Annotated in this window: 14 protein-coding genes; 9 read left to right on the top strand and 5 right to left on the bottom strand. The window is 68.0% G+C overall.

The genetic code is table 11. The annotated features are described in order from the left end of the window. Positions 1 to 91: 91 nt before the first annotated feature. Entirely contained in the window at positions 92 to 553 is a 462-nt protein-coding gene (locus AC069R_RS33530) for a hypothetical protein (RefSeq protein ID WP_478770475.1), read from the bottom strand. A 427-nt stretch (positions 554 to 980) separates the two neighbouring features. Here AC069R_RS33530 and AC069R_RS33525 point away from each other — a divergent pair, with 427 nt between their 5' ends. From AC069R_RS33525 to AC069R_RS33485, 9 genes are all read left to right on the top strand, one after another. Further along, a complete protein-coding gene (locus tag AC069R_RS33525; protein ID WP_478770474.1) occupies positions 981 to 1,688 on the top strand; it encodes a hypothetical protein in 708 nt (235 codons plus the stop codon). Positions 1,689 to 2,820: 1,132 nt separating this feature from the next. Beyond that, complete coding sequence (locus tag AC069R_RS33520; protein WP_478770473.1) at positions 2,821 to 4,101, top strand: transposase; 1,281 nt, start codon at positions 2,821 to 2,823, stop codon at positions 4,099 to 4,101. Positions 4,102 to 4,107: 6 nt separating this feature from the next. Continuing rightward, positions 4,108 to 4,890 carry an AAA family ATPase gene (locus AC069R_RS33515; RefSeq protein WP_135067627.1) on the top strand — a complete coding sequence of 261 codons (783 nt, stop codon included), beginning with the start codon at positions 4,108 to 4,110 and terminating at the stop codon, positions 4,888 to 4,890. A 2-nt stretch (positions 4,891 to 4,892) separates the two neighbouring features. Next, positions 4,893 to 6,101, top strand: a complete 1,209-nt coding sequence (locus AC069R_RS33510) for a hypothetical protein (protein WP_478770472.1) — start codon at positions 4,893 to 4,895, stop codon at positions 6,099 to 6,101. 230 nt (positions 6,102 to 6,331) lie between these two features. Further along, positions 6,332 to 7,570: a nucleoid-associated protein gene (locus AC069R_RS33505; RefSeq protein WP_355154566.1), complete on the top strand. Its 1,239-nt coding sequence runs from the start codon at positions 6,332 to 6,334 to the stop codon at positions 7,568 to 7,570. Continuing rightward, positions 7,545 to 8,537, top strand: coding sequence for a hypothetical protein (locus AC069R_RS33500; protein ID WP_355154567.1), 993 nt, complete (start codon positions 7,545 to 7,547; stop codon positions 8,535 to 8,537). Before AC069R_RS33505 ends, AC069R_RS33500 begins: the two co-directional genes overlap by 26 nt. Next, the gene (locus AC069R_RS33495) at positions 8,534 to 9,166 is read left to right on the top strand and encodes a hypothetical protein (protein ID WP_388864173.1); all 633 of its coding nucleotides are present in this window, start codon (positions 8,534 to 8,536) and stop codon (positions 9,164 to 9,166) included. The genes AC069R_RS33500 and AC069R_RS33495 overlap by 4 nt, the downstream gene beginning before the upstream one ends. Positions 9,167 to 9,212: 46 nt before the next feature. Next, complete coding sequence (locus tag AC069R_RS33490) at positions 9,213 to 11,603, top strand: DEAD/DEAH box helicase (RefSeq protein ID WP_355154569.1); 2,391 nt, start codon at positions 9,213 to 9,215, stop codon at positions 11,601 to 11,603. A gap of 275 nt (positions 11,604 to 11,878) precedes the next feature. Continuing rightward, the gene (locus tag AC069R_RS33485) at positions 11,879 to 12,628 is read left to right on the top strand and encodes a DUF5677 domain-containing protein (protein WP_478770471.1); all 750 of its coding nucleotides are present in this window, start codon (positions 11,879 to 11,881) and stop codon (positions 12,626 to 12,628) included. Between the two features lie 253 nt (positions 12,629 to 12,881). Here AC069R_RS33485 and AC069R_RS33480 read toward each other — a convergent pair whose 3' ends face one another. From AC069R_RS33480 to AC069R_RS33465, 4 genes are all read right to left on the bottom strand, one after another. Next, positions 12,882 to 16,031: a coiled-coil domain-containing protein gene (locus tag AC069R_RS33480; RefSeq protein ID WP_478770470.1), complete on the bottom strand. Its 3,150-nt coding sequence runs from the start codon at positions 16,029 to 16,031 to the stop codon at positions 12,882 to 12,884. Continuing rightward, complete coding sequence (locus AC069R_RS33475) at positions 16,028 to 17,143, bottom strand: hypothetical protein (RefSeq protein ID WP_355154573.1); 1,116 nt, start codon at positions 17,141 to 17,143, stop codon at positions 16,028 to 16,030. Before AC069R_RS33475 ends, AC069R_RS33480 begins: the two co-directional genes overlap by 4 nt. A 151-nt stretch (positions 17,144 to 17,294) precedes the next feature. Further along, complete coding sequence (locus AC069R_RS33470; protein WP_478770469.1) at positions 17,295 to 18,566, bottom strand: hypothetical protein; 1,272 nt, start codon at positions 18,564 to 18,566, stop codon at positions 17,295 to 17,297. After that, complete coding sequence (locus AC069R_RS33465; RefSeq protein WP_478770468.1) at positions 18,559 to 19,773, bottom strand: Wadjet anti-phage system protein JetD domain-containing protein; 1,215 nt, start codon at positions 19,771 to 19,773, stop codon at positions 18,559 to 18,561. Before AC069R_RS33465 ends, AC069R_RS33470 begins: the two co-directional genes overlap by 8 nt. Between the last annotated feature and the right edge of the window lie 746 nt (positions 19,774 to 20,519).

Below are 20,519 nucleotides of genomic sequence, written 5' to 3'. Positions count from 1 at the left end.
CCCGCCCACAACCTGACACCAGCAAGGTCCCCACCCATGACCACACCAACGACCGACCTGGCCATCAGTCACAGCAAACACCGTTGCAGTACTAGAGGACGGTCAGGCGCGCTGGGTGCGTACCGGTCGGTGCGGGGTGCGCATCGAGGGTCTGGCCTACCCCGACGGCCTCCAGCTGCCGCAGGGTGACGGCGACGTCCTCGTGGCCGTCGGTGAGGAACTGCTGCGCGAAGTCGATGACCGCGCGGGCGATGCCCTCCGCCGCGCCCGGTCCGGTCTCGGACCAGATTCGCAGCGAGGTCACGAAGACGCGCCCGAGGGCCTCCAGCGCGAAGGTGTCCTCGCACGGCTCGCCCGCGTCCGCGCCGGGCAGCGCGGTGACCGGGACGACGATCCGGGTGGCGACGTCGGCGAGCAGCTCGGGCATCCGCGGTTCCGCGCCGGTGAACTCGCGGGCGGCGTCGATGTCGTCGGCCTGGACGGCCCGGAGGTAGTTGAAGGCGCTGATGGCCGCGTGCGGGGTCATCGGGGCGAGTGGCGTGGTGTCGGGCATGTCGGCTCCTTCGTACGGGCCGCCCCGCTGATCGCGGCGGCCTCGGACCCGATGCTCGAACTGCGGCCCTGTGGACAGAGCCCGGCCGCTGACGGGGGCGTGCGGCCGCAGTCAGCTGCCCCTCCCGGGCGGCCATCAGCCGCCGCGGCCTCCGCCGGGACGGCGGCACTTTCCTCCCACGTCTTGTACGGCGGATCGGCAGACACAGGGCGGCGGGGGCGGCCCGCTGCGACACCCTCATGCCCAGGCAGCCCACCCGGGGCCCCGAGGGTACGGGCGGCCGGCCGACGTGCCGTTACGGCGGACGGCGCTGGTCGTTCCTAGAACGATGTCTCTCTGCTCTGGGGTGTTGCCCGCCCCGGAGCTGACGAAAGGAAAGCCAACTGTGCGTCTTGCCCCCCGGGGTACGGCGGTGACTCTCGCAGCCGTGCTCGCCGTGCTCACCGGCGCCTACCCCGCAGCCGCCGACGAGGCGAACACTCCCTCGCAGGACCTGCCGCCTGTCGTCCTGGTCGGCGGCGCGGAAGGCGACGCCCGGCCGTCCGCGGAGAATCCGGACCTCACGTCGTCGTTGGAGAAGACGAGAGAGGAGTGGGTGGCCAATGATTTGAAGTTGCTGAACAGCATCATCAAGAGGCCCTCCCGCGAGCCCGAAAGGGAGCCGGAGGCAGACCCGGTCGAGGAGACCGGGACGGACCCCGTTCCCCACGCCGACGAGACCACGCCGCAGTGCGCCGGAATGGACTCCTACAGCTCCGACCGCTATACCTCGGTCCGCTGGAAGAGCTGCATCGACTCCGCCTCGGGACCGCACGGCTACTTGCGGTTCGAGTGCTGGGAGGGCGCCGTCATCGGATGGAACCGCAGTGGGTGCGTGATGAGCGGGAAGTTCCAGATCCGCGGCCCGGGAGGAAAGCTCGTGCGCGCGGGCTCCTTCTCTGAGAAGGCGGACTGGTACTACGAGGTGGCCGAGTCGAGGGACCGCTTCCGCTTCTCCTGTGAGAAGCGGCCGCACGGACGCTACACCTTCACGATCAGCGACACCAAGGCAGAGCTCTTCCTCAACGGTCACTTCACTCGCGGTCGACAGCCGGCCTACCTGCCCGACACCACGGTGGCGACCACCCTCTGCTGAACCCGGCACACCCTCTCCGGCCGGTCAGCCCATCCGTACGCCGGCCCGGGGGGGGGGGGGGGGGGGCGGACCCCCCCCCCCCCCCCCCCCCCCCCCCCCCCCCCCCCCCCCCGGCCCCCCCCCCCCCCCCCCCCCCCGGCCGCATCCCGCACCGCACATCCTTCTGGCCCGGCAGGCAGGTCCGCGAACTGTGGGGCGTGGGCGGACCCGGCCAGGGACAACAGAGCCGGACACGATGCCGCTGAAGAGATGGCGCCGGTGACGATCACCTCCTGTCGGCGGCCACCGTCGCGGGCACAGAGGACATCGAACACGTACGAGAAGCCGCACCGGGAGGCCGGCAACGCCCCTTTTCGACGAGCCCCGCCGCTCAGCGCTGTCGACGGCCCCGGCCCGGCTGGTGCCGAAGCGGACCTCGATCGACTGCGGGGAGTGGACCCCGCCGAGCCGGACCATGTGGTCGAAGTGATGGTCGGCTTCTAGTTTTCAGTGGTCGGTGGTTTGTTTTCAGTGGCCGGGATTGCCTGGTGGTGTGGGTGAGTTGGGCGTCTGCTGAAGGCATCACGCCGATCTGGGACTGAAGAGGTCTGCTGAAGTGTGGGTAGTTCTGACGCCGGGTCTATAGCGGTAGAGGGCTTCGGGGTGTGTCTGTATCGCGTGGATGTCACTTCTTGGAGTGATGTCGTGCGGCGTGTCTGCTCGTGTGTCTCTTGGCGGGGCCAGTCTGCGTCTGGCGGGTACGGCGTGTCAGAGGGGTGGGCTGGTGGACGCAGAGGAGGGTTCTGGCTCCTGTGATGCGGTGGTTCCGGCTGGAGTGAGCCGTGAGGTCGCTGTGAGTCGGTTGCTTGCTCTGGAGGGCAGGGATGAACTGAGTACGGCGCATGTGCGGTTGGTGGCGTCGGCGGTGGGTGTCTCGGAGCGCACAGTTTGGAACTGGCTGGCGGCGGCGCGTCGTGAGGGCAGGACAGGGCCGCGTCCGCGTCCGCGGTTCACTGTGACGCGGGAGATCCGGGACCTTCTCGCGCTGTGGGGTGGGAACGTCTCTGCGGTGCACCGGGAGTTCGTCGCCCGTGCGGCGAAGGCCCCTTCACCGGATCCGGTCCCGTCTCTTTCGGTTCTCCACCGTGCGGTCGTGCGGGATCTGTCGGCGGGGGAGCGGGCGGGGTTGCGGTCGGGCGAGGCAGGCCGCCGGCGTCATGACGTGTTCGGTAAACGCCCGCCGATGTACCGGAATGCCTGCTGGGAGGGTGATCACAAACGGATCCCGGCGCGGGTGGACGTCGAGGGGCAGTCGGTGTGTCCGTGGGTGACGTGGTTCGTCGATGTGGCGACGAAGGTGATCGTGGGGGTGGCGGTCACTCCGCATGAGCCGGCCCGGGATGCGGTGCTGGCGGCGTTGCGGACGGGGATCAGCCGTGCTGGGCCTTACGGGCCGTTCGGTGGTCTGCCCGGCAGGGTGCGGGTGGACCGGGGCAAAGAGTTCCTTTGCCGTACGGTCGCGCGGGCGTTGGGCGGTTTCGCGGTGCCGGTGGTGGACCTGCCGGCGTATACCCCTTACCGCAAGGGCACCATCGAGGCGCTGAACGGTGCGGTGGAGGAGATGTTCCTGGTCTCGCTTCCGGGTTACACCCGCCGCGCCCGGCCTGTGGGTGTGCATCGCCTCGACGAGGTGGGTGACCTGCTGTCCTTCGCGGACTTCGTTGAAGCGCTGCTGGGCTGGGTTCGCTGGTGGAACACCGGGCACCGGCCCTCGGGCCTCGCCTCGGGGCTGACCCCGCTGGCGGCGTGGGAAGCGGATTCGACCCCGGTCGAGGACGTATCCGAAGAGCAACTGGCGTTCTTTGCCCTGGAGGACGACGGCAGGGTGCGGAAAATCTCGACGAGCGGGGTCAGGTGGCGGCGCCGTTTCTACATCGCGCCGTGGATGGTCGGCCACGTTGATACACGCGTGCGGCTGCGCTATCTGCCGCACTACGACGGCCAGATCGAGGTCTTCTCGGCCGAGCATCCGGACCGTCATCTGGGGACCGCCTACCTGGCCGAGGAGGCGACGCTCGAGCAGCGCAGAGAGCTCAGCGCGGTCAGGGAGAAGAAGGCCCGCGCACTGAAGGCCGACTTGAAGGCGGCGGAGAAGCTGCGCCGCACCCGCTACACGGCCACGACCACACCGGATGTTCCTCGTCCGCGGCACGCGGTCACCGGTCAGCAGGCCCAGGCGGAGGTCGCCCGCGCGAAGGCAACCGATCTGGCGGCCCGCGCGCTGCCGGACCTGATCCCGCCCCGGGACCCGCCCGCAGGCTGGACCCGTCCCCGCCCCGCCTCCGCCATCCGGCCACACCCGGATACCGCGCCGCACCCCCCGGCGCCGGATGACACAGACGTCATCGCCCCCGCTTCGCAGACCGAGGAGTGACACCGGATGGCTACTGCCGAACGCAAGGGGCGTCTGCCCGGAGAGCGGGATGACCACTTCATGCGCCTGCCCGGCGCCCAGATCGTCTCCACGCGGGCCCTGCTCACGGCGCGGGAGAACATCCGGGCCGCGATCGAGGCGAAGGCGATGATCTGCATCTACGGGCAGGCAGGCAACGGGAAGTCCTTCGCGGTTAACGCCTCCCTGCGCGAGCTCGCACCGACACTGACGCGCCGGATCCAGTTCCGCGCCCGCCCCTCCACCCGGGACCTGCGCCACGAACTGTTCCACGCCCTCGGCCTGCCGGGCCGGCCGCCGTCACATGCGATCGAGTTCGACCGCATGCTGCGTGGAGCGCTGGAGGAGCCGCGTGTGCTGGTGTGTGATGAGGCGCAGTGGCTGTCGAAGCTGTGCTTCGAGTACCTGCGCTACCTGTGGGACGACACCGCATCCGACCTCACCATCGTCTTCACTGGCGGTAACGGCTGCTTCGAGATGCTGCAGAGCGAGCCGATGCTCGAATCCCGGGTCTATGCCTGGCAGGAGATCGGCCGCATGCCCCTGGACGAGATCCTCACCGTCATCCCCGCCTTCCACCCTGTGTGGGCAGAGGCGGACCCCGACCTGATCGCGGTCTGCGACCAGGAGGCCGCGCACGGAAACTTCCGGGCCTGGGCGAAGATCACCCACCACCTGGTGACCGGCCTGAAGGAGACCGGCCGCAAACGGGTGGATGAGGAACTGCTGCGCTGGGCCTACAGCAAACTCTCCACACGGCAGGCCGTCTGACCATGCTCAGCTGCGACAACCCGCCTCCGGACACCGTCATCCTCGATCCTGGCGACGACCTGGTCCACACTCGCGCCGCCCTGGCCGTACACGCCCCCGAAGCCGGAAGACTCACCGTCCACCCCACTCCCGGCACCGACTCCAGTCTCACCCTGGCCTACGACATCCTCGCCGCCCTGGACAAGCCCGTACCCGTACCCGGCTACCGCCAGCTCGACACGGCCCCCGCCTGGACACTGGCGGCGGCCTGGATCCTCGCTACCCGCACCAGCCACCTGATGCTCCTGCGCGCTCACTTCCTCACTCCTCACCGCCTCGGGGCCCTGCTGCAGCTGCGTCACCGCACCGGTCTCCGGCTGGCGCTGGTCTGCCACAGCCGGTACGTTCCCGCGCCCGTCGAGCGAGCCCTGGTCGGCGTTGCCTACCATGTAGCGGAGGCGACCGCCCTCCTACCCGCGGCAGAACCGCCCACCGCTACGCCACCGGAGCCCGCCACGCGCAGGCCGTTGGCCAACCGGTGGCTCAACCTGCCCGCCCTGACCACGCTCAACGCCTTCGACTCGGCCACCCGCCCCTGCCAGTGCAGGGCGCCCATGGCCGAAGACCGGGACTTCTTCGCACCCGTCCTGCCGGCCCTCACCGAGGCCGAGGTCGCCCACCGACTGCACCGCGCCAGCGCCCATCCCCACCTGGCGGCCGAGCTGGCCACCGCCGTCTTCACCGCGGCCTCCGTCACGCAACTGGCCACCGCCCACGTCCGCGACCTCGCCCCGGACGCCTCCACCCTCACCCTCCACGACGACGGACTACGCCAGGGCTGCATGACCCACCACGTCCCCTCATGGGCACGCCCCCTGCTACTGGCCGCCACCTTTACATGGCGACTGACCTCCGGAACCGGCGGTGCACTGTTCACCGACCCGCTGGGCAGCACCGGCCTGCCCGGCCTGACGGACTTCGCTGAAAGCTGCAGACTACGCCCGCCCCAGCCACCCCGCCCCAAGCGGCGCAAGGGCTCACGCGCCCCGGCGAAGCCGCCGAAAACGATCTGGCCCTTCAGTCCCGCCCATTACGCCCTGTCCTGGGCGATGCGAGAGCCCGACCTCATGCAGGGCTGCCCTCATCCCCCTCCCCATACCCGGCGCACGATCGATGCGTACAAGAAGGGATGGCCGCCTCCCGATTACGGGCCCCGCGCACGCTCGTACTGAAGCAGGCCCCTGTCTCCCCGCGCAGCGCCGGGACCCGCCCGACGGCGGCCCTTGCGAATCGTCACCGTGGTCCCCGTACTCTGCTGCCAACACTCTGGGCTGATACGGTCGGCGGGAGTAGCTGTCGTCGATCTGTTCGGTCCTCGGTATCCTGACGATTACGTTCCGATACGATGAGCGCAGGTTTTCCGGGGGTGCCGGCGACAAGGTGCTATTCCTCTGCAAAACCCATGGCTCTCCATCAGGGGATGGAGAGCGAGGGCGAGGGTCGCACGGACGGCCTGGTGATTCACGACGGCGAACCATTTTGGAACATTGCGGGCGGGGGCCGAATGCGGTCAGATTTTGCGGATCTGGTTATCGAGCAGGCGATCGTGCACGCGATCCCGCGCAGGATGAAGTCCGGCCCCATGCCTGCCAAGGTTCAGCTGAGCGATGCAGTCTGCGGCCTGACGCATACCGTCCGCGCTGAGCTGCAGCTCAAGCTGAGTGACGTCCTCGTCAACCGTGGCCGTGAGGTGGTGGTCGACCCCGAGCTCAAGGCGGTACTGCCGGACCAGGTCCGCGCCTATCTCGAGGGCCGGTCGGATCTCGTGGAGACTTCGAAGGAGATCGCGCAGCTGCTGCATACCAGCCAGCCCGGCACGAGTTCCGACGGGTTGCTGCTGGTGGCTGCCGCGAAGCTCGACGGCTTCAAGACGCTGCTGATGGTCAAGCTGGAACGCGAGACCGGGATGCAGGCTACGGAGATCGTCACGGACGAAGGCCTGCGTACCTTCGATGTCCAGTACTTTGCGAACCTGCTGCTTACGGAGGCATCCAGGGTCTACAAGATCGCCTTGTTCTCCGTTGCCGGCCTCAGCGAGGACCCTATGGAGGGCTGGGCCGCCGACAAGCAGATGACGGGCAAGGCCCTGGCCAAGTTCTTCCGGGAGAAGTTCCTCGGATGCCAGCTCAAGAACGAGCCCCGTGAGGTCACCCTCCGCTTCCACGACGCGGCCGTGGAGTGGATCAACTCACGGTTCTCCGATGCCGACACTCGGATCGCCTATCTGATGGCGCTGCTCGTCGAACTGCAGAGCCCGACGCCGGTACTCGACCCGGACGCCTTCATCAAGACGCACCTGCAGCCGCCGCATCGGGACGACTTCGCGGAGTTCCTCCGGGAGAACGAGCTGCCCGAGCAGACGTTCGACAAGGACCTCGAGTTGGTAGAGCCGAAGCTGCGCAAAATGCGCGTTGAGTTCGACAACGGTGCGTTTCTCGTCTCCCCGCTCGAGGCCGTGGATCACGGAACGGTTCAGTTTGCCGACCTGCAGGACGGCCGGATGCGTCTGACCGTGACCGGCGTCATGACCTCGACCCGCAGCTTCGGCCAGGGCAAGGCGCGCCGTAGCGGCGACCGCCCCACTGGCGAGGCCGCGCAGGCCGAGTCTGTCTTCGATGACAGTGCCGCTGACCGTCACTGAGGCGTACCACCGCTACCGCCAAGAGCGCCCCCGTATCGAGGCGATGGCCGAGCTGACCGCTGCCTACATGCGCCGCCGGGCCGCCCGCCTACACCTGAACTGCCAGATCTCCCCGCGGGCGAAAGAGGTCAGCAGCTTCATCAAGAAGGCCCACCACAAGCCCTACACCGACCCTTGGAAGGAGATAACAGACAAAGCGGGCATCCGGATAGTGGTTCCATACTCCTCACTCCTGGACCGCGCGCTGGACATGGTCACCAGCAATTTCACCGTCGTCCGCGTCGAAGACGACCGCAAGAAGCCCGGGGCTGAAGATCGTCTCGAGTACCCCCGCCTCCACGTTCAAATCCGCCCTCGCGGGGAAGAGATGGACCCAGACGGCGTGCCCTACGAGTGCGAAGTGCAGATCCGCACCGAAGCCGCAGACGTATGGGCGCGCATGTCGCACTCGCTGATGTACAAGCCAGGGGTCACCACCGACATCCCCTCCGATGTCAGACGCTCGCTGTACCGTTTGATCGCCCTAGTAGAGCTGTACGACTCGGAGGTCGAACGGGGGGTCAAAGCGTTGGACGAGCACCCCGACTTCAGCCGTAACAACCGTCTCCTCGCCGAGGCCGAGCGCATCTACCAGACCTTCAGCCTCCACCCCTACGACCGGGAGCTGTCACAAGACGTCGTCGACGTGCTCCTCGACTCCATCGGAGACGAGCCAGGCTATGCCGACCGGCTGGTGGAGTTCGCCGAAGAGCAACGTCCCCGCCTCGAACGCCTCTATGAGGAGTATGGACCGGCCAGTGAACAGTTCCTCGAGCACGGCCGCTACCTGCTTGTCAGCCAACCTGAGAGCCTGATCATATTTGAACGGCTGGCCAACGCCCGCTACGACCTACAGGAGACCTGGGAGGGCAGCTTGGAAGACCGGTGGCTCGACGACATGGCCCGGATTTGGAGAGTGCGCCGGTGAGCGCAGCACAACCTCAGCCCCCCGCCCTCGCCGCTGCCACAGCCATGTTCGTGGAAGTGCTGGTTGTGGGCATCGGTTTCCTCTCCGGCCTGGCTTTGCTGGCCGTGGCGGCCGCGGGACCGCAGACCGCAGCCAAGGCAGCCCCAGTAGCAGGCTCAACGCCAGCCGCTGCAGTATGCCTTGCTGCTGCCTATGCGCTGGGCATACTCGCTGACCGCGCTGCCGACAGAACCCTCGCCCCCATCCGCCGACGCCTGCGCAAAACCTCCTTTCCCTCCGACAGCCTCTATGCCCAGGCTCGCCTCTCCCTGAGCGCCGAGCCCGCCCTGCTTGCGCTGGCTGACTATGCCCGCTCCCGAATGAGGATCTGCCGCGGCTGGACCCTCAACACCGCCCTACTCACCGTTGCCAGCGACTTGGCCCTCCTTCGTTACGACATAGAGCACCGCACGCCGCTCCTTGTCCTGATCACAGTCCTGGGCCTGCTCTTGACTGCCGGCTTCTACCTGTCCTGGCACACCATCACGGCCACCGGCTACCGAAAGCTCGCCCAGCAGACCGCCGCCCCCACCGCGTCCCTGCCCACACAGACGAATAGCACGCCCACCGCACCCGCTGCGGCCGACTAAGCGGCTGCCTATAGCAACCGCATCAGAACACGGACCGCCCATCGCCATGACCAGATCCACTCCACAGGATCTCGAACGCATCAGCCTCTTCCCGCACCAGAAGCGGGGGCTCGACGCGGTCGTGCGCCATCTGCGGCGGCCACGCAGCCGGGCTCTGTACGTCTCGGCGACGGGCACCGGCAAGACACTGGTGTCCATCCGGGCCGCCGACGCTCTCGACGCACGCCTGGTCCTGGTCGTCGTCCCCACCCTCGACCTGGCCGCCCAGACAGCCCTCGCCTGGCGCCGCGACGGCCACCTGGAGCACATGGTGATCGTGTCCTCCATGGACACCTCCGCCCACGGCGGCCTTGCCGCCCACCGCATCGGATCGACCGGCAGCGCCCAGTCCCTGGCCGCTTTGATGTCGGTCGTGGGGGAGGAGCCCGACCAACTGCCCGCCCTCACTGTGATCTGCACCTACGACTCGCTCGACAAGATCGAGGCAACCCAGCACGCCCGCTACCCGGTACCTCCGTTCGACCTGGCGGTCATGGACGAGGCCCACCGCATCGCCGGCCGGCCGGACAAGAAGTGGGCCATCGCCAACGACAGCCGGCGCATCCTCGCGGACCGGCGCCTCTACATGACCGCCACCCCCCGCAGTTTCGCCGCACCCGACCTCACCGGCTCCGCAGCCCCGGCCCGCACAGGCCGCATCAGCCCACCGTCCGACCCCGGCACGGCGGAGAACTCGATGGACAACGAAGCCGTCTACGGCAAAAAGGTCTTCGAGTACCCCCTTGCGCAGGCCATCGCCGACGGGGTGGCCGCGGACTACCGCATCGTCGTCCCCACGATCACCGACGCCGAACTGCGCACCCGCCTCAACCAGCCCGCCACCACCGACGCCACGGACGCACTGCGCACCAGCGCGCTGCACCTCGCCGTCCTCAACGCCATGGCCCAGCACTCCCTGCGCAGAGTGCTGATCTTCTTCCACCTGGTCGAAGACGCCAGACGGTTCGCCACCGAACTCGGCCACACCCTGCGGCGCCTGCGCCACGCCCAGCCCGACACCTTCCCTGGCCTGGACCCGGACACCTTCTTCGTCCACGGCGACCACACACCCGAAGAACGCACCGCGCTCTTCGCCCGTTTCGCCGCCTCTAAGAGGGCCGTCCTGGCCAACGCCAAGGTGATCGCCGAAGGTGTCGACATCCCCAGCGTCGACGCCGTCGTCTTCGCCGACCCCACCAGCAGCATCGTCCGCTGCGTCCAGGGCCTGGGCAGGGCCCTGCGCCTGGACGTCAGCGGCAAGACCGCCAACCTCGTCGTCCCCGTCTACATCCCGCCGGGCGCAGACCCTGAAGACATCCTCGGCACCCCCTACGAGCCTGTCTGGGCCATCAGCGCAGCCCTCGCCAGCCACGACTACCGCATCCTCGAACGCCTGCCCACGAAGACCAACCGCCTGACGGCCGAGACCAGCCGCATCATCCAGCACCGCTGGCACTTCGACTTCACCCTCCACCCCGAACGCATCGCCCAGGCCATGGACCTCATCGCCTTCAACCCCCGCGGCTCCCTCAGCCGCTCCCGCCGCCGGGGCCTGGCTGCCGCGCAGGCCTTCCACAACACTCACGGCCACCTCGACGTCCCCACCGACCACCTCGACCCCGTCGGCTACGACCTGGGCGCCTTCATCACCACCACACGCGAGGCCCGCGCCGCCGGCCGCCTCGAGGAGGACTGGATCGCCGAACTCGATGCCCTCGGCATGATCTGGGACAAACACGACGCAGCCTGGCGCGCCCGCCTTGCCGCCGCCGCCGACTACCACCGCAACCACGGCCATCTCGCCGCGCCCACCACCACGCCCGTCGGGGCCTGGCTCGCCGAGCAGCGCCAACTGGCCGCCAGGAGCCAGCTCGAACCGCAGCGTGCAGCCGACCTCGCGGCCATCGACTCCGACTGGCAGCTGCCGTTCGGCCCGGATTGGCACCGCAAATTTCACCTGCTGCGCGCTCATCTGGCTGCTGGGAACGATCTAGCGGCCCTTCATCGCGACGCCGTCCTCGGATCCGTGAAGATCGGCAGCTGGCTGCACCGCCAGCTCTCCCAGTGGACCACACTTGCCACCGGCCAGCGGCACCTGATGACGGACCTCGGCCTTACCCCCGAGACCCACCCACTTGCAGCGGCCCCTCGCTCTCGCCGCACCTTCGCCCAGACTGTACAGATCCTCGAGCTCTTTCTGCATCGCGAGCGCCGGGCCCCCACTGCCCGTGAGGACATCACCGTCGACGGTGAGCAGGTCAGGATCGGTCCGTGGCTTGCCAAAACCCGCACCAAGCACCGAGCCGGGCAACTCCCCACTGAGCGTGCGGCCTTGGTGGCGGCCCTGTTCGACGGCGACTGGACCGACGAAGCCACTCCGCCCGCAGCCCTCCCATAGCCCTGCTCGTTCGGGCAGCCCGTGCTGCAAGCCGGATTCGGCGCTCACCCGAACGGCGGGGACTCTGCTGGCACGGACCGGGCCGAGAGCCCGGAATCAGTGCGGTGCACCAGGAAGCCGCCGCCCCGGGTGGACGGCTCGCAGTGCTCCGCCCTTGAATGGCCAGACAGTGACGCAAGGTCTGCATCTGCGGTGGCCGACGTCCGAGCGCAGTGACTGACTGCAGGCCCTCTATCTTGATGCGTTGTGCCCGTGGATTGCGGGATGGTTGTTCTGTGGATCTCTCTCCTGAGCAGCGCAACGAGCGGGCGACCCAGGGCCTGCAAGGCCTCACTGAGCTGCTGAAACAAGATGTCGGGCAATACGCTCCTGCGGAGTCTGAGCACCGACCCTTTGTCATCGGGTGGGGGCTCGTGGCGGCGCTGCACCGCCAGGCGTGTGCCGTTGTGCTCCTGCATCGTCATGGACTTGGGCATGAGGCCGCCCCCAACCGTCGTCTGATGATCGAGTACATGGCGCAGCTTCAATGGCTGGCCCGTGACGGCGAGGACGCGGCCGACTCCATGAACAAAGCCTTCCAGTACACGCACGGAAGGCTGCGGAAGGCCGTGGACGCAGGCGACGTGTTCACGTACGACAGGGAGGTGGCAGCGGCGGCGGATGCCGTCGCAGCGGCGGTGGTCCCGTCCAACTCTGCCAATGAATTCGCCGCGACGGGCAAGCTTCTGGGGCGCCTTGGCAACGGCCTGCTGGAGATCTGGACTAGCGAGACTCAGTTGTCCCACTCTGGGATCGCTGCGGCTCGCGCCTTCTTCGACGACAGCTCCGACGAAGCTGTTCGCCTCTACGACAGTCCTCGCTACGGGAAGGCACCAAACCCCAACGAGTTGTCCCCATTCGTGGCGTTCATGCTGCTCTACTTCGGGGTGGAAGCATTCAACGATCTGATGCCTGACAAACCCTGGACGCCACAACTGGAGCGAATCGCTCGGCAGACGGGGCTGAAACCTGATGAGGACGGATGAGGCAGGCTTCCTGCCGCAGCAAGGGCGCCAGGAAGGACAGGCTACGACCGCCGACCTCCCAGGAACGGCCGGCCCCGCTTGGCGCACAGCAACTGACTCAGACACAAGCTCCGTAGCGCGCCCAGCAAGCCGCTCGCACCAGGCGCACGCACTCGTCAGCCGCCTTTTGTGGATTCCCAGGCTGCTTCGAAGGCTGCAGCTTTCCCGTGCCACAGCCGGGGCCGGCACCGCTCAGCCAGCGAGCACACACCGGTCAGGACCGGCTTGCGACGAGATGGTCCAGGGTTAGCTTGATACGGCGCCGGTTGGCGTCAAACCCGAACATGGCAGTGGGCCGGTTCAGCGGGTCGGATTTCGAGTAGTAGCGGAACTGCAGGATCTGGCCACACATAGGCCCCACGTCCGCCATCAGACCATCCTGGCAGGTGGCCAACACGGTGATGCCGTGCTCCCGCGCGGCATCACGCAACGCGGCGATCACCTCACGACGGTGCTCCGCGCCGAGTGAGTCACCGAGTTCGTCGAGGATGAGGACGCGGCCTCTCGCGTCGGGCGCGGCCAGCAAGGCAGCGAGGACGAGATGGATGGAGAACAGCTTCTCCTGGGCGGTGTTGGTGGGCGCATCATAGGCCAGCAAGGAGCCGCCGGGATTGCGCTGCCACCGGGGCACGACATGGCAGATCCACTGCCCCTCGGCGCTCTCCGGCTCGCTGACGTTATAGACCAAGTCAGCTGCGTACCCCTCCTTGCTGTGCAGCAGGTTGAGCTGGTCGCTGATGCGCTTGAGCGCACTGTGCACCCGTTCCTTGATGGACTCCTGGGTTTCGGCGAGGGCCTGACGTGACTCCTGGACGAGGTCCTGGAGGTAGCTCCGCTCGTCCTTTCGCTCCCGCCGCTTGGCCTCCACTTGCTCCCGAGCCCCTGCATCCCGCTCCTGGTACTCATCAAGCCACGTCTTCAGCGCAGTCAGCGAGCTCCGGAAGATTCTGTCGTGCGGATCATCGGTGTGTGCCTCGTGGTGACGCAGCGCGTCGGCGATTTCCACGGTGGCCACACCGGTGGTCGCCGTGTCCGCGGCGAGCCTCGTCAGCGCGGCCGCCAGACGCGACCGGCTCTCGCTGCGAAGATCCGCACTGGTGCGGACCTCGGCCGGGCGCTCCGCGTCCCGCGGCACAACGGCATAAGCGCCGATGCCATCCGCCGGCTCCGCACCGGGATCATCGTCGGGCAGGCAGCTCCAGTTGAGCTCCTCCAATGCCTCTTCCTCAGAGCCCGTCCAGATCATCCGTGCCCGGTCGGTGCCCGGCGTCCTGCGGAGCTCCTCCAGCTTGCCCTTCCTGCGCTGCGCCTGAGCCCTGTCGTCCTTCACCTTCCGCAGCACGTCCACGAGCTTCTGAGCGCGGTCCTTGGCGGTGCGAAACGCCGTCTGGGCCTCATACGCCGCATCACTGGCCTCTTTGGCCGACGTCCGCAGCCCGGGCAGCGCGGCAGTGTGCTGGGCGAGGGCCTCCTCCAGCTCGCGGACCTTGGGTCCGAGCTGCCGTACGAGCTCTTGGGCCTCGGCCCGTTCGATGTCGCGGCGCAGTTCGGTGATCCGGCGCAGGTGCAGACCGGCACGGGTCTCCAGCGTGGAGTGCTGGGATCGGGCCTGGTCCAGCTGCCCTTCCAGGTGGGCGCAGATGTCCTCCTGGCCGGCGATCGGCTTGTCGAAGCCTCCGATGACGCGAACGCCCAGCCCAGACAGCCAGGCATGCGGAGGAACCGCCACTTCGGTGGCATCGGCCAGGGCATGCAGGAACGGCGCCGCCAGCCGGTCGGCGTCCAGGATTCCCTCGGGCAAGCCGTCCGGGACGCCGGGACCGGCCGCCGGTTCACTGGTAGGCCCGCAGATGAGGATGGTCCCGGGCAGACCGCTCACCGCCTGGGTGGCGTCCTCCAGAGCATCGGAGGCGACACACACTGCCTCTCTCCACGGCGCCAGGCGTGCCTCCCACAAGGGCCGCGCGTCAGGATGGATCCGGGTGGTCGCCATCAGTCCCACCGCCCGGTGGGATGAGGCCCCCTCCAGGGCCCGCAGCACCGCGCCCGCCTGTCCAGTGCGCCCCTCCCGGGCCTCGGCGAGCTCACGCTCCACGGCACGTACACGATCCTCGGCCAGCAGGAGTTCCGCGTTCACCTGAAGCTGGCGCGCCTCCTGATCGCGGACGTGGTCGGCGAGCTCGGTGGGGGAGGGGCCGGCATAGTCCTCGGCCTGTTGCCGCGCCTGGCGCTGATCCTTCTGCGCCCGTTCCAGGTCGCCTCGGAGCTGTCCCAGCTTCTCGCTGGCTTCCTCCACCTCCCGCTGGAGCCCGTCGCTGCGCACCTGCGCGGAACGGGCCGTGTGCTGAAGCTGGTTAATGTCACGGGCCTCGGTGAGCTGGCCCTGCACCGCATCATGCTGCCCAGCCAGCGCTTCCAGATCAGCCTCGACGCGGGCGAGGCTGCTGCTGATACGGCGCTCGTAGACGACGGCATCAAGGGCGGCACGCGCCGATGCCAGGCGCCAGAAGTGGTGAGCGCGGCCCGTTTCCACCCGGGCCCGCTCCCGGGTGTCGACAGAGTGAAGGATGATCTCCTCTTCGCGCCAGGACTTCTCGGCATCGGCCAGCTTGTCAGCCAGGTTCTTCTGCGTCTCGGCCAGCTTCTTGCGGGCCTGTACGTCGTTGGCGAGCATGCCGGCCTTGCCGGTGAGATCGAGCAGCGCCTCCCCGATCTGCACGGGAGTGAAGGTGCCCGCATCCAGTTTCAGCAAGGAGGGCCGCGACCGCATGCCGCCGCGGCTGATGATGTAGGCGAGCAGACGCGGGGCGCGGCCATAGAGGACTTCCGCGTAGTCCGTGGCGCCCAGGAGCTTCCCGCCGAGCGCGCGGAAGAACTCCGGAGCCAGCTCGTGCTGGCTCCGATCGTCTCCGCTGAGCAGCAGGTGCACCCCTTCCTCATGCCGTACCTCGATGTGCGGCGACTTGGTCGATATCTGCAGCCACACGGTGTGCGCACTACCCCCCGGATCCTCGGGTTCGGCGAAGACACCCACGACATAGCCCACCGATGCGGCCTCGTTCACCTCCGGTGACGCACCGGCCGTGACGGGCTCGAACAGCAGCTTGGGCGCGTGTACGGAGCCGCCGCCCGTCATGCGCCATTCCGGATCCCCTAGCAACAGGGCCAGGGCGGCCAGGAAGCTGGTCTTGCCCGACTCATTGGAGTCCTTCGGCCCCCGCCCGGTCACCGCGACGAAGGTACCGGGGACGATGGCTACCGGGTGGGAGGTCAGACGGGCAATGGAGAACGTCTGGACAGCGACCAGCTGACGGGTGCCGATCACCCCACGCTTGCCACGTGCACTTTGGATCTGCTGACTCACATGCGGTCCGTCTCTGTCGGTCCATCGGGCAACTCGCCAGGAGGCGCATCGAGGCCACGCCGCCGCCGGATAGCGGCGGCCAACTGCCCGTCCGGCCGACCGACCAGGATCAGATCCTCCCAGAGCAGGTTGCTGCGGGCCTCGCTCATGCGGTCCAAGGCGGGGCCGGGGAGATAGCGGCCCGTGGTGGTCTCCGCGACCATGCCCGCTGCCCGCAGTCTGCGCAGCGCGGCTCTCATCGCGGCCTTGGAGATCCGCCGGTTGGAGGCGAGCTCTGCCAGGGTGACGGTGTGGGCTTCCCCCGTCCAGCGGTTGTGCCGGTGCCGCCCCTGAGCCCTCGGAATCGCCACCGTGTGCAAGAGGACCAAGGCCAGCACCGCCCGGTCCACCGCGGCGAGGGTCCCAACCCCCTCGGCCACCAGCGCATCGGCGAGCGGATCACAAAACCCGGTGATCCAATTGCCGTCCGCCGTCTGCCGCAGCTGCCGCCCGCACGGCAGCAAGGCCCGCTCCACCGCGGCCCGCATCGCCGGGTCCGCCAGCATCGGCAGCTCACCCCGGGGCACCGGCCTGCGCGCCGTCTCCAGCGTGGCGATGGCGGACCGCAGCACATACCAATCGGACATCTCGTGCGTCGGCTCGGTATCGGCCGGCACCTCATGCGGCGGTACCACCGACGTCGGCTCCCCATCACCCGCCCGCGCATCCGCCAGGGGAGCCGGCAGGAGATGGTGCCCGCGGCGCAGGCCCTCCACCACCACAGCAGGCAACGCCGCAACAGCCGCCCCCAGCCGCAACTCATCCCCGTCCACAGCGATCAGGCCGGCCTCCGGCAGGGTCCGGTCGACCGCCTGCTTCACCGCTTCGCCATCCGCGCCCAGCTGAGAACACAGCGACACAATGTCGGCACGCCTGAACGGTCCGCCCGGGTACGGCGAGCGCTCAGGCCGCGGCCACGCCGCGCGCAGGCAGACCGCCCACACCAGGGTCGGAACCGGCGACAGACCCAGCCGCCCTCCCGTCGTCAGGCTGCCGGCAGCCGGGGCCGTCTCACCGTCCCACCCCAAGACCAGCACATCGGCCGCACCGCCCGCCCCGTGCACGCGGATCACACGGCGCCCGATCCGGGCGGCTGCAGCCGCGGCCGCAGCCGCTACGGGAGCGGACGTCCCAGCCGACGTCACGCCAGCAGCCCGCAACCGCCCCAGAAGCAGCGCTGCTTGGAACGCTCTTTCCTCATCCGCCCCGCTGACGGCGCCCTGTTCAGAAGCCATCCGCGCCCCTCTCACCGGCCTCCTGGCGCCGAAGGCGCAAGGGATGCAGATAGGTGACAGAGGCCTCCGGATCGGCCAGCACGACGTCCTCCACGACGACCGCGTAGGGCTCGTCAGGATCGTCACTCAGCGCCAGCACATCGCTGATGATCGACGCCGCAGCAGGCCACCCCGCCGTATACAGCGCCTGCGTGAGATCCACTTCCTCGTCGACTGTCAACAGCTCATCGGCCAGCAGTCGACGCCGCTCCTGCAGATGCGCGTGCGCCGCTTCGGCCCACTCCAAAGGATCATCCTCATCCTCGCCCTCATCTTCGACCACGAGGGGCCGTACGCGTGCCCGAGAGCGGGGAGCGAAGCCCTCCACCGTCTCCATCAGCTGAGCCGGCTCAATCCACACCGCCGGCACATCAGCCACCAACGCCGTACCCACCTGCGACAGTAGCTCGACGTCACCCTTGACCGCGGCGTGGTCGTACTCCCCCACGGTCAGCACGTCAAAGTTCAGACTGCCACCGCCCTGCTCGAGCACTCTGTCCGCAGCAGCCATGACCTGCAGACGATAGAACTGCTCCGCCTCGATCAGAGCCGAACCAGCCTCCTCGAGCGCCCAGTCGCCACTGAACCGGTCCGTGACCAGCTGGTTCAGTTCCTTCACCTGGCGCGTGAACCCCTGATGATCATGCTGCCGTTGCGACTCCATCAACTCGGCTGTCGTGCCGGTAGCGATCTGCCGCTGCAGATCCAACGCGAACACCTGCAACGCGTTCCGGCACGACACCAGATAGTCCAGAGCCGCCTCCGGATCGGGATTGCTGCGGTCGAACACGGCCCTCGCCCGATCCAGCAGCAAGATCAACTCATCAACGCCCCCGTGCTCCGCCAGCCGTTCAGCCGCCAAAGCACCCGCCAGCCCAGCAGGCCGCACCACATACCGGTCCTGATGAGACTTCAGAAGATACGGCTCAAGAAATCCCAGCCGAATCAGGACAGCCAACCGACGGTCGATCAGCTCCTCCGACCAACCCTGCGCATTGCCCTGCAACGCCCGCACGACGTCAGCCTTCGAAAGGCCATGCGCCCCGGCATGCTCGGCAAACACCTTCAAGATCGCAAGCGCCACCCGCGCCACCTCCGGATGCTGCGCCACAGCACCAGCATCCTCAGCAACGGGAGCCATGAACGCCCGCCAGTTGGCCAACTGAACAGCCGCCGCCAGATCCTCCCGATCACCATCCCCGAACGCGAGCTGCTCATCCATCGGCCGGCACCGCCTCCAACAGCCCTACCAGGCGAGGAAGCACCTTCCTGTGCAACGGCTCCTGCTCACACGACTCACCCGTGACCGCGATCTCCGCAGCCAGCACCCGCAACTCCACCGGACCCTCCGCCGCCATCCGCGCCGCCAACTCACGGGCCTTCGGATACTGATCGGGTTCCTGCTCCCGGTAAGGGCCAGCGCGCCACATCTCCACTTCCATCCCCACCGCATGCACCTTGCGGCCCAACCGCCGGGACAAGTCATCGATGATGGCAATCCCGTCAGCATCCAGGTCTCCCCAGATGGCCAGCCGCTCCGGACGCATCCACTCCAGCAAGGCAATCAGCTTGTTGGTCACGTACCCCTTGCCCCAGATGCACAGCCACTGCGACGTGATCTCCGGGATCCCACACACGCGCTCAAAGGTCTCGGAGTTCTCCACCAGAAAGACCCCGCACCCGCCATGCTCGACTTCTCCCACCAGCCGCAGAGCCCCAGCAGGCAGAGCAATCCACGGTTTAGCCACCGCAGCATCCGCAGCAACCGAACCGACCCGCCACCGCAAAGGCCCCCGCACCCGGATATCCACATCAGCCTCATCGAGCGCCAGGTCAAAACTCATGCCGACCAGGTTCTCGAACGCCGTCTGCCGCGCAGGAGTCCACTTCTTCGACCCACTCAACGCAAGACCGGCCAACTCCTTCGCAGACAACCGCTCTTCATTCCGGTGCACTGGCCACCACACCGCAGCCGCACGCACCGCAGCCTCATAGGCAGACCAAGCCTCAGTCCCGACCGCGCTTCCCTGAGGCACCCTCAGCGCCGAACCGGCCGGACAGGCATCCAACAACGCCTGCTCGTGCTCCAACTCCGGCACCGGCGCCATCAGCGCAAGCAGCTCCTTGCGCACCTCGTCGGGATCCCGCCACCCGCGCAGATCCTGCAGCAACTCATCCGCCTGCAAAGCCCACGAATGAGACAGACGCCATGCCAACGGACCGGCGAGCTCCAGGTCGTCGTCAACCGCGCAACGCAGGACCACACCTCCGCACCGCACCAGCGACAGGGCTACATCCCACGCCCTGTCGCCGAAACGAGATACCACCGTGGACCAAGAGCGCCGCTGCTTCGCAGACAACACCCAGACCAAGTGCCGGCTATCCAGACCCTCAGGCGGCTCGTAGGCCTGCTGCACCCGAGCGGTCACCAGATCGACTTCCTGGGTACGCAGCAGCCCTTGGCGATTGCGGGGCGGGCGGTTTGCCCCCCCCCCCCCCCACGCCGTACAGGCACCGACAGCACATGCGTGCCCTCAGGAAGCCCCGAGACCGAGACACGGATACGTCCTGCCGCTTCACTGAACAACAGAGCCATAGAGCCGAAAGCCTCGGCACTCATTTGCCCTCCAGAGCCACACCACACCCGAACGTAGGCATATCCACTCTGTCAGGAGGCCACACCACCCTCTGACGTATCCCACAAATCAACAAAATGAGTCCAATGCAACACCGGCGCAGACGGGTCATGTGACGCGCCGTTAACCGCCGCACCTGCCAGCTCGGAGTGGAGGCAACAGAGAAATCTCCGGAATCACCAAAACTTTTCTAGAAGGGAAGCACCCGCCACTGGTCGGCGAGACACAACACACCACCCCTGCGTGGCTCCGCTGACGAACCGTCACCCAAAGCCCGGCCCCTATAGCCAGCGAGGCCCGCGTCAGCGGGCCCTGAAGTCCTGGAGGCGCAGCCGGAAGGACCGGCGAGGAGGGGGAGCGCAGCGGACCCGCAGATCCGGGAGCGCAGCTCCCGGACCGTCAACCTGGCCGCGCAGCGGCCAGGTTGTGCAGTCGGCGCAGCCGACTGTCAGGCTCCCGCAGAGCGGGAGCGCAACCACCGCGCGCAGCGCGGTGGTTCGCTTGCTTCGGGCGCAGCCCGAAGGAACCCGCTCCGCGGG

It is taken from the genome of Streptomyces sp. NPDC043952 (assembly GCF_056435325.1).
Note: the sequence above shows the minus strand (reverse complement) of the source record. Positions and strands in the feature narration are given on the sequence as shown.

Coding starts and splice junctions, on each gene's coding strand:
- AC069R_RS33530 (WP_478770475.1), bottom strand. CDS start 553: ATGCCCGACACCACGCCACTCGCCCCGATGACCCCGCACGCGGCCATC.
- AC069R_RS33490 (WP_355154569.1), top strand. CDS start 9,213: ATGACCAGATCCACTCCACAGGATCTCGAACGCATCAGCCTCTTCCCG.
- AC069R_RS33505 (WP_355154566.1), top strand. CDS start 6,332: ATGGCTCTCCATCAGGGGATGGAGAGCGAGGGCGAGGGTCGCACGGAC.
- AC069R_RS33515 (WP_135067627.1), top strand. CDS start 4,108: ATGGCTACTGCCGAACGCAAGGGGCGTCTGCCCGGAGAGCGGGATGAC.
- AC069R_RS33470 (WP_478770469.1), bottom strand. CDS start 18,566: ATGGATGAGCAGCTCGCGTTCGGGGATGGTGATCGGGAGGATCTGGCG.
- AC069R_RS33510 (WP_478770472.1), top strand. CDS start 4,893: ATGCTCAGCTGCGACAACCCGCCTCCGGACACCGTCATCCTCGATCCT.
- AC069R_RS33500 (WP_355154567.1), top strand. CDS start 7,545: ATGACAGTGCCGCTGACCGTCACTGAGGCGTACCACCGCTACCGCCAA.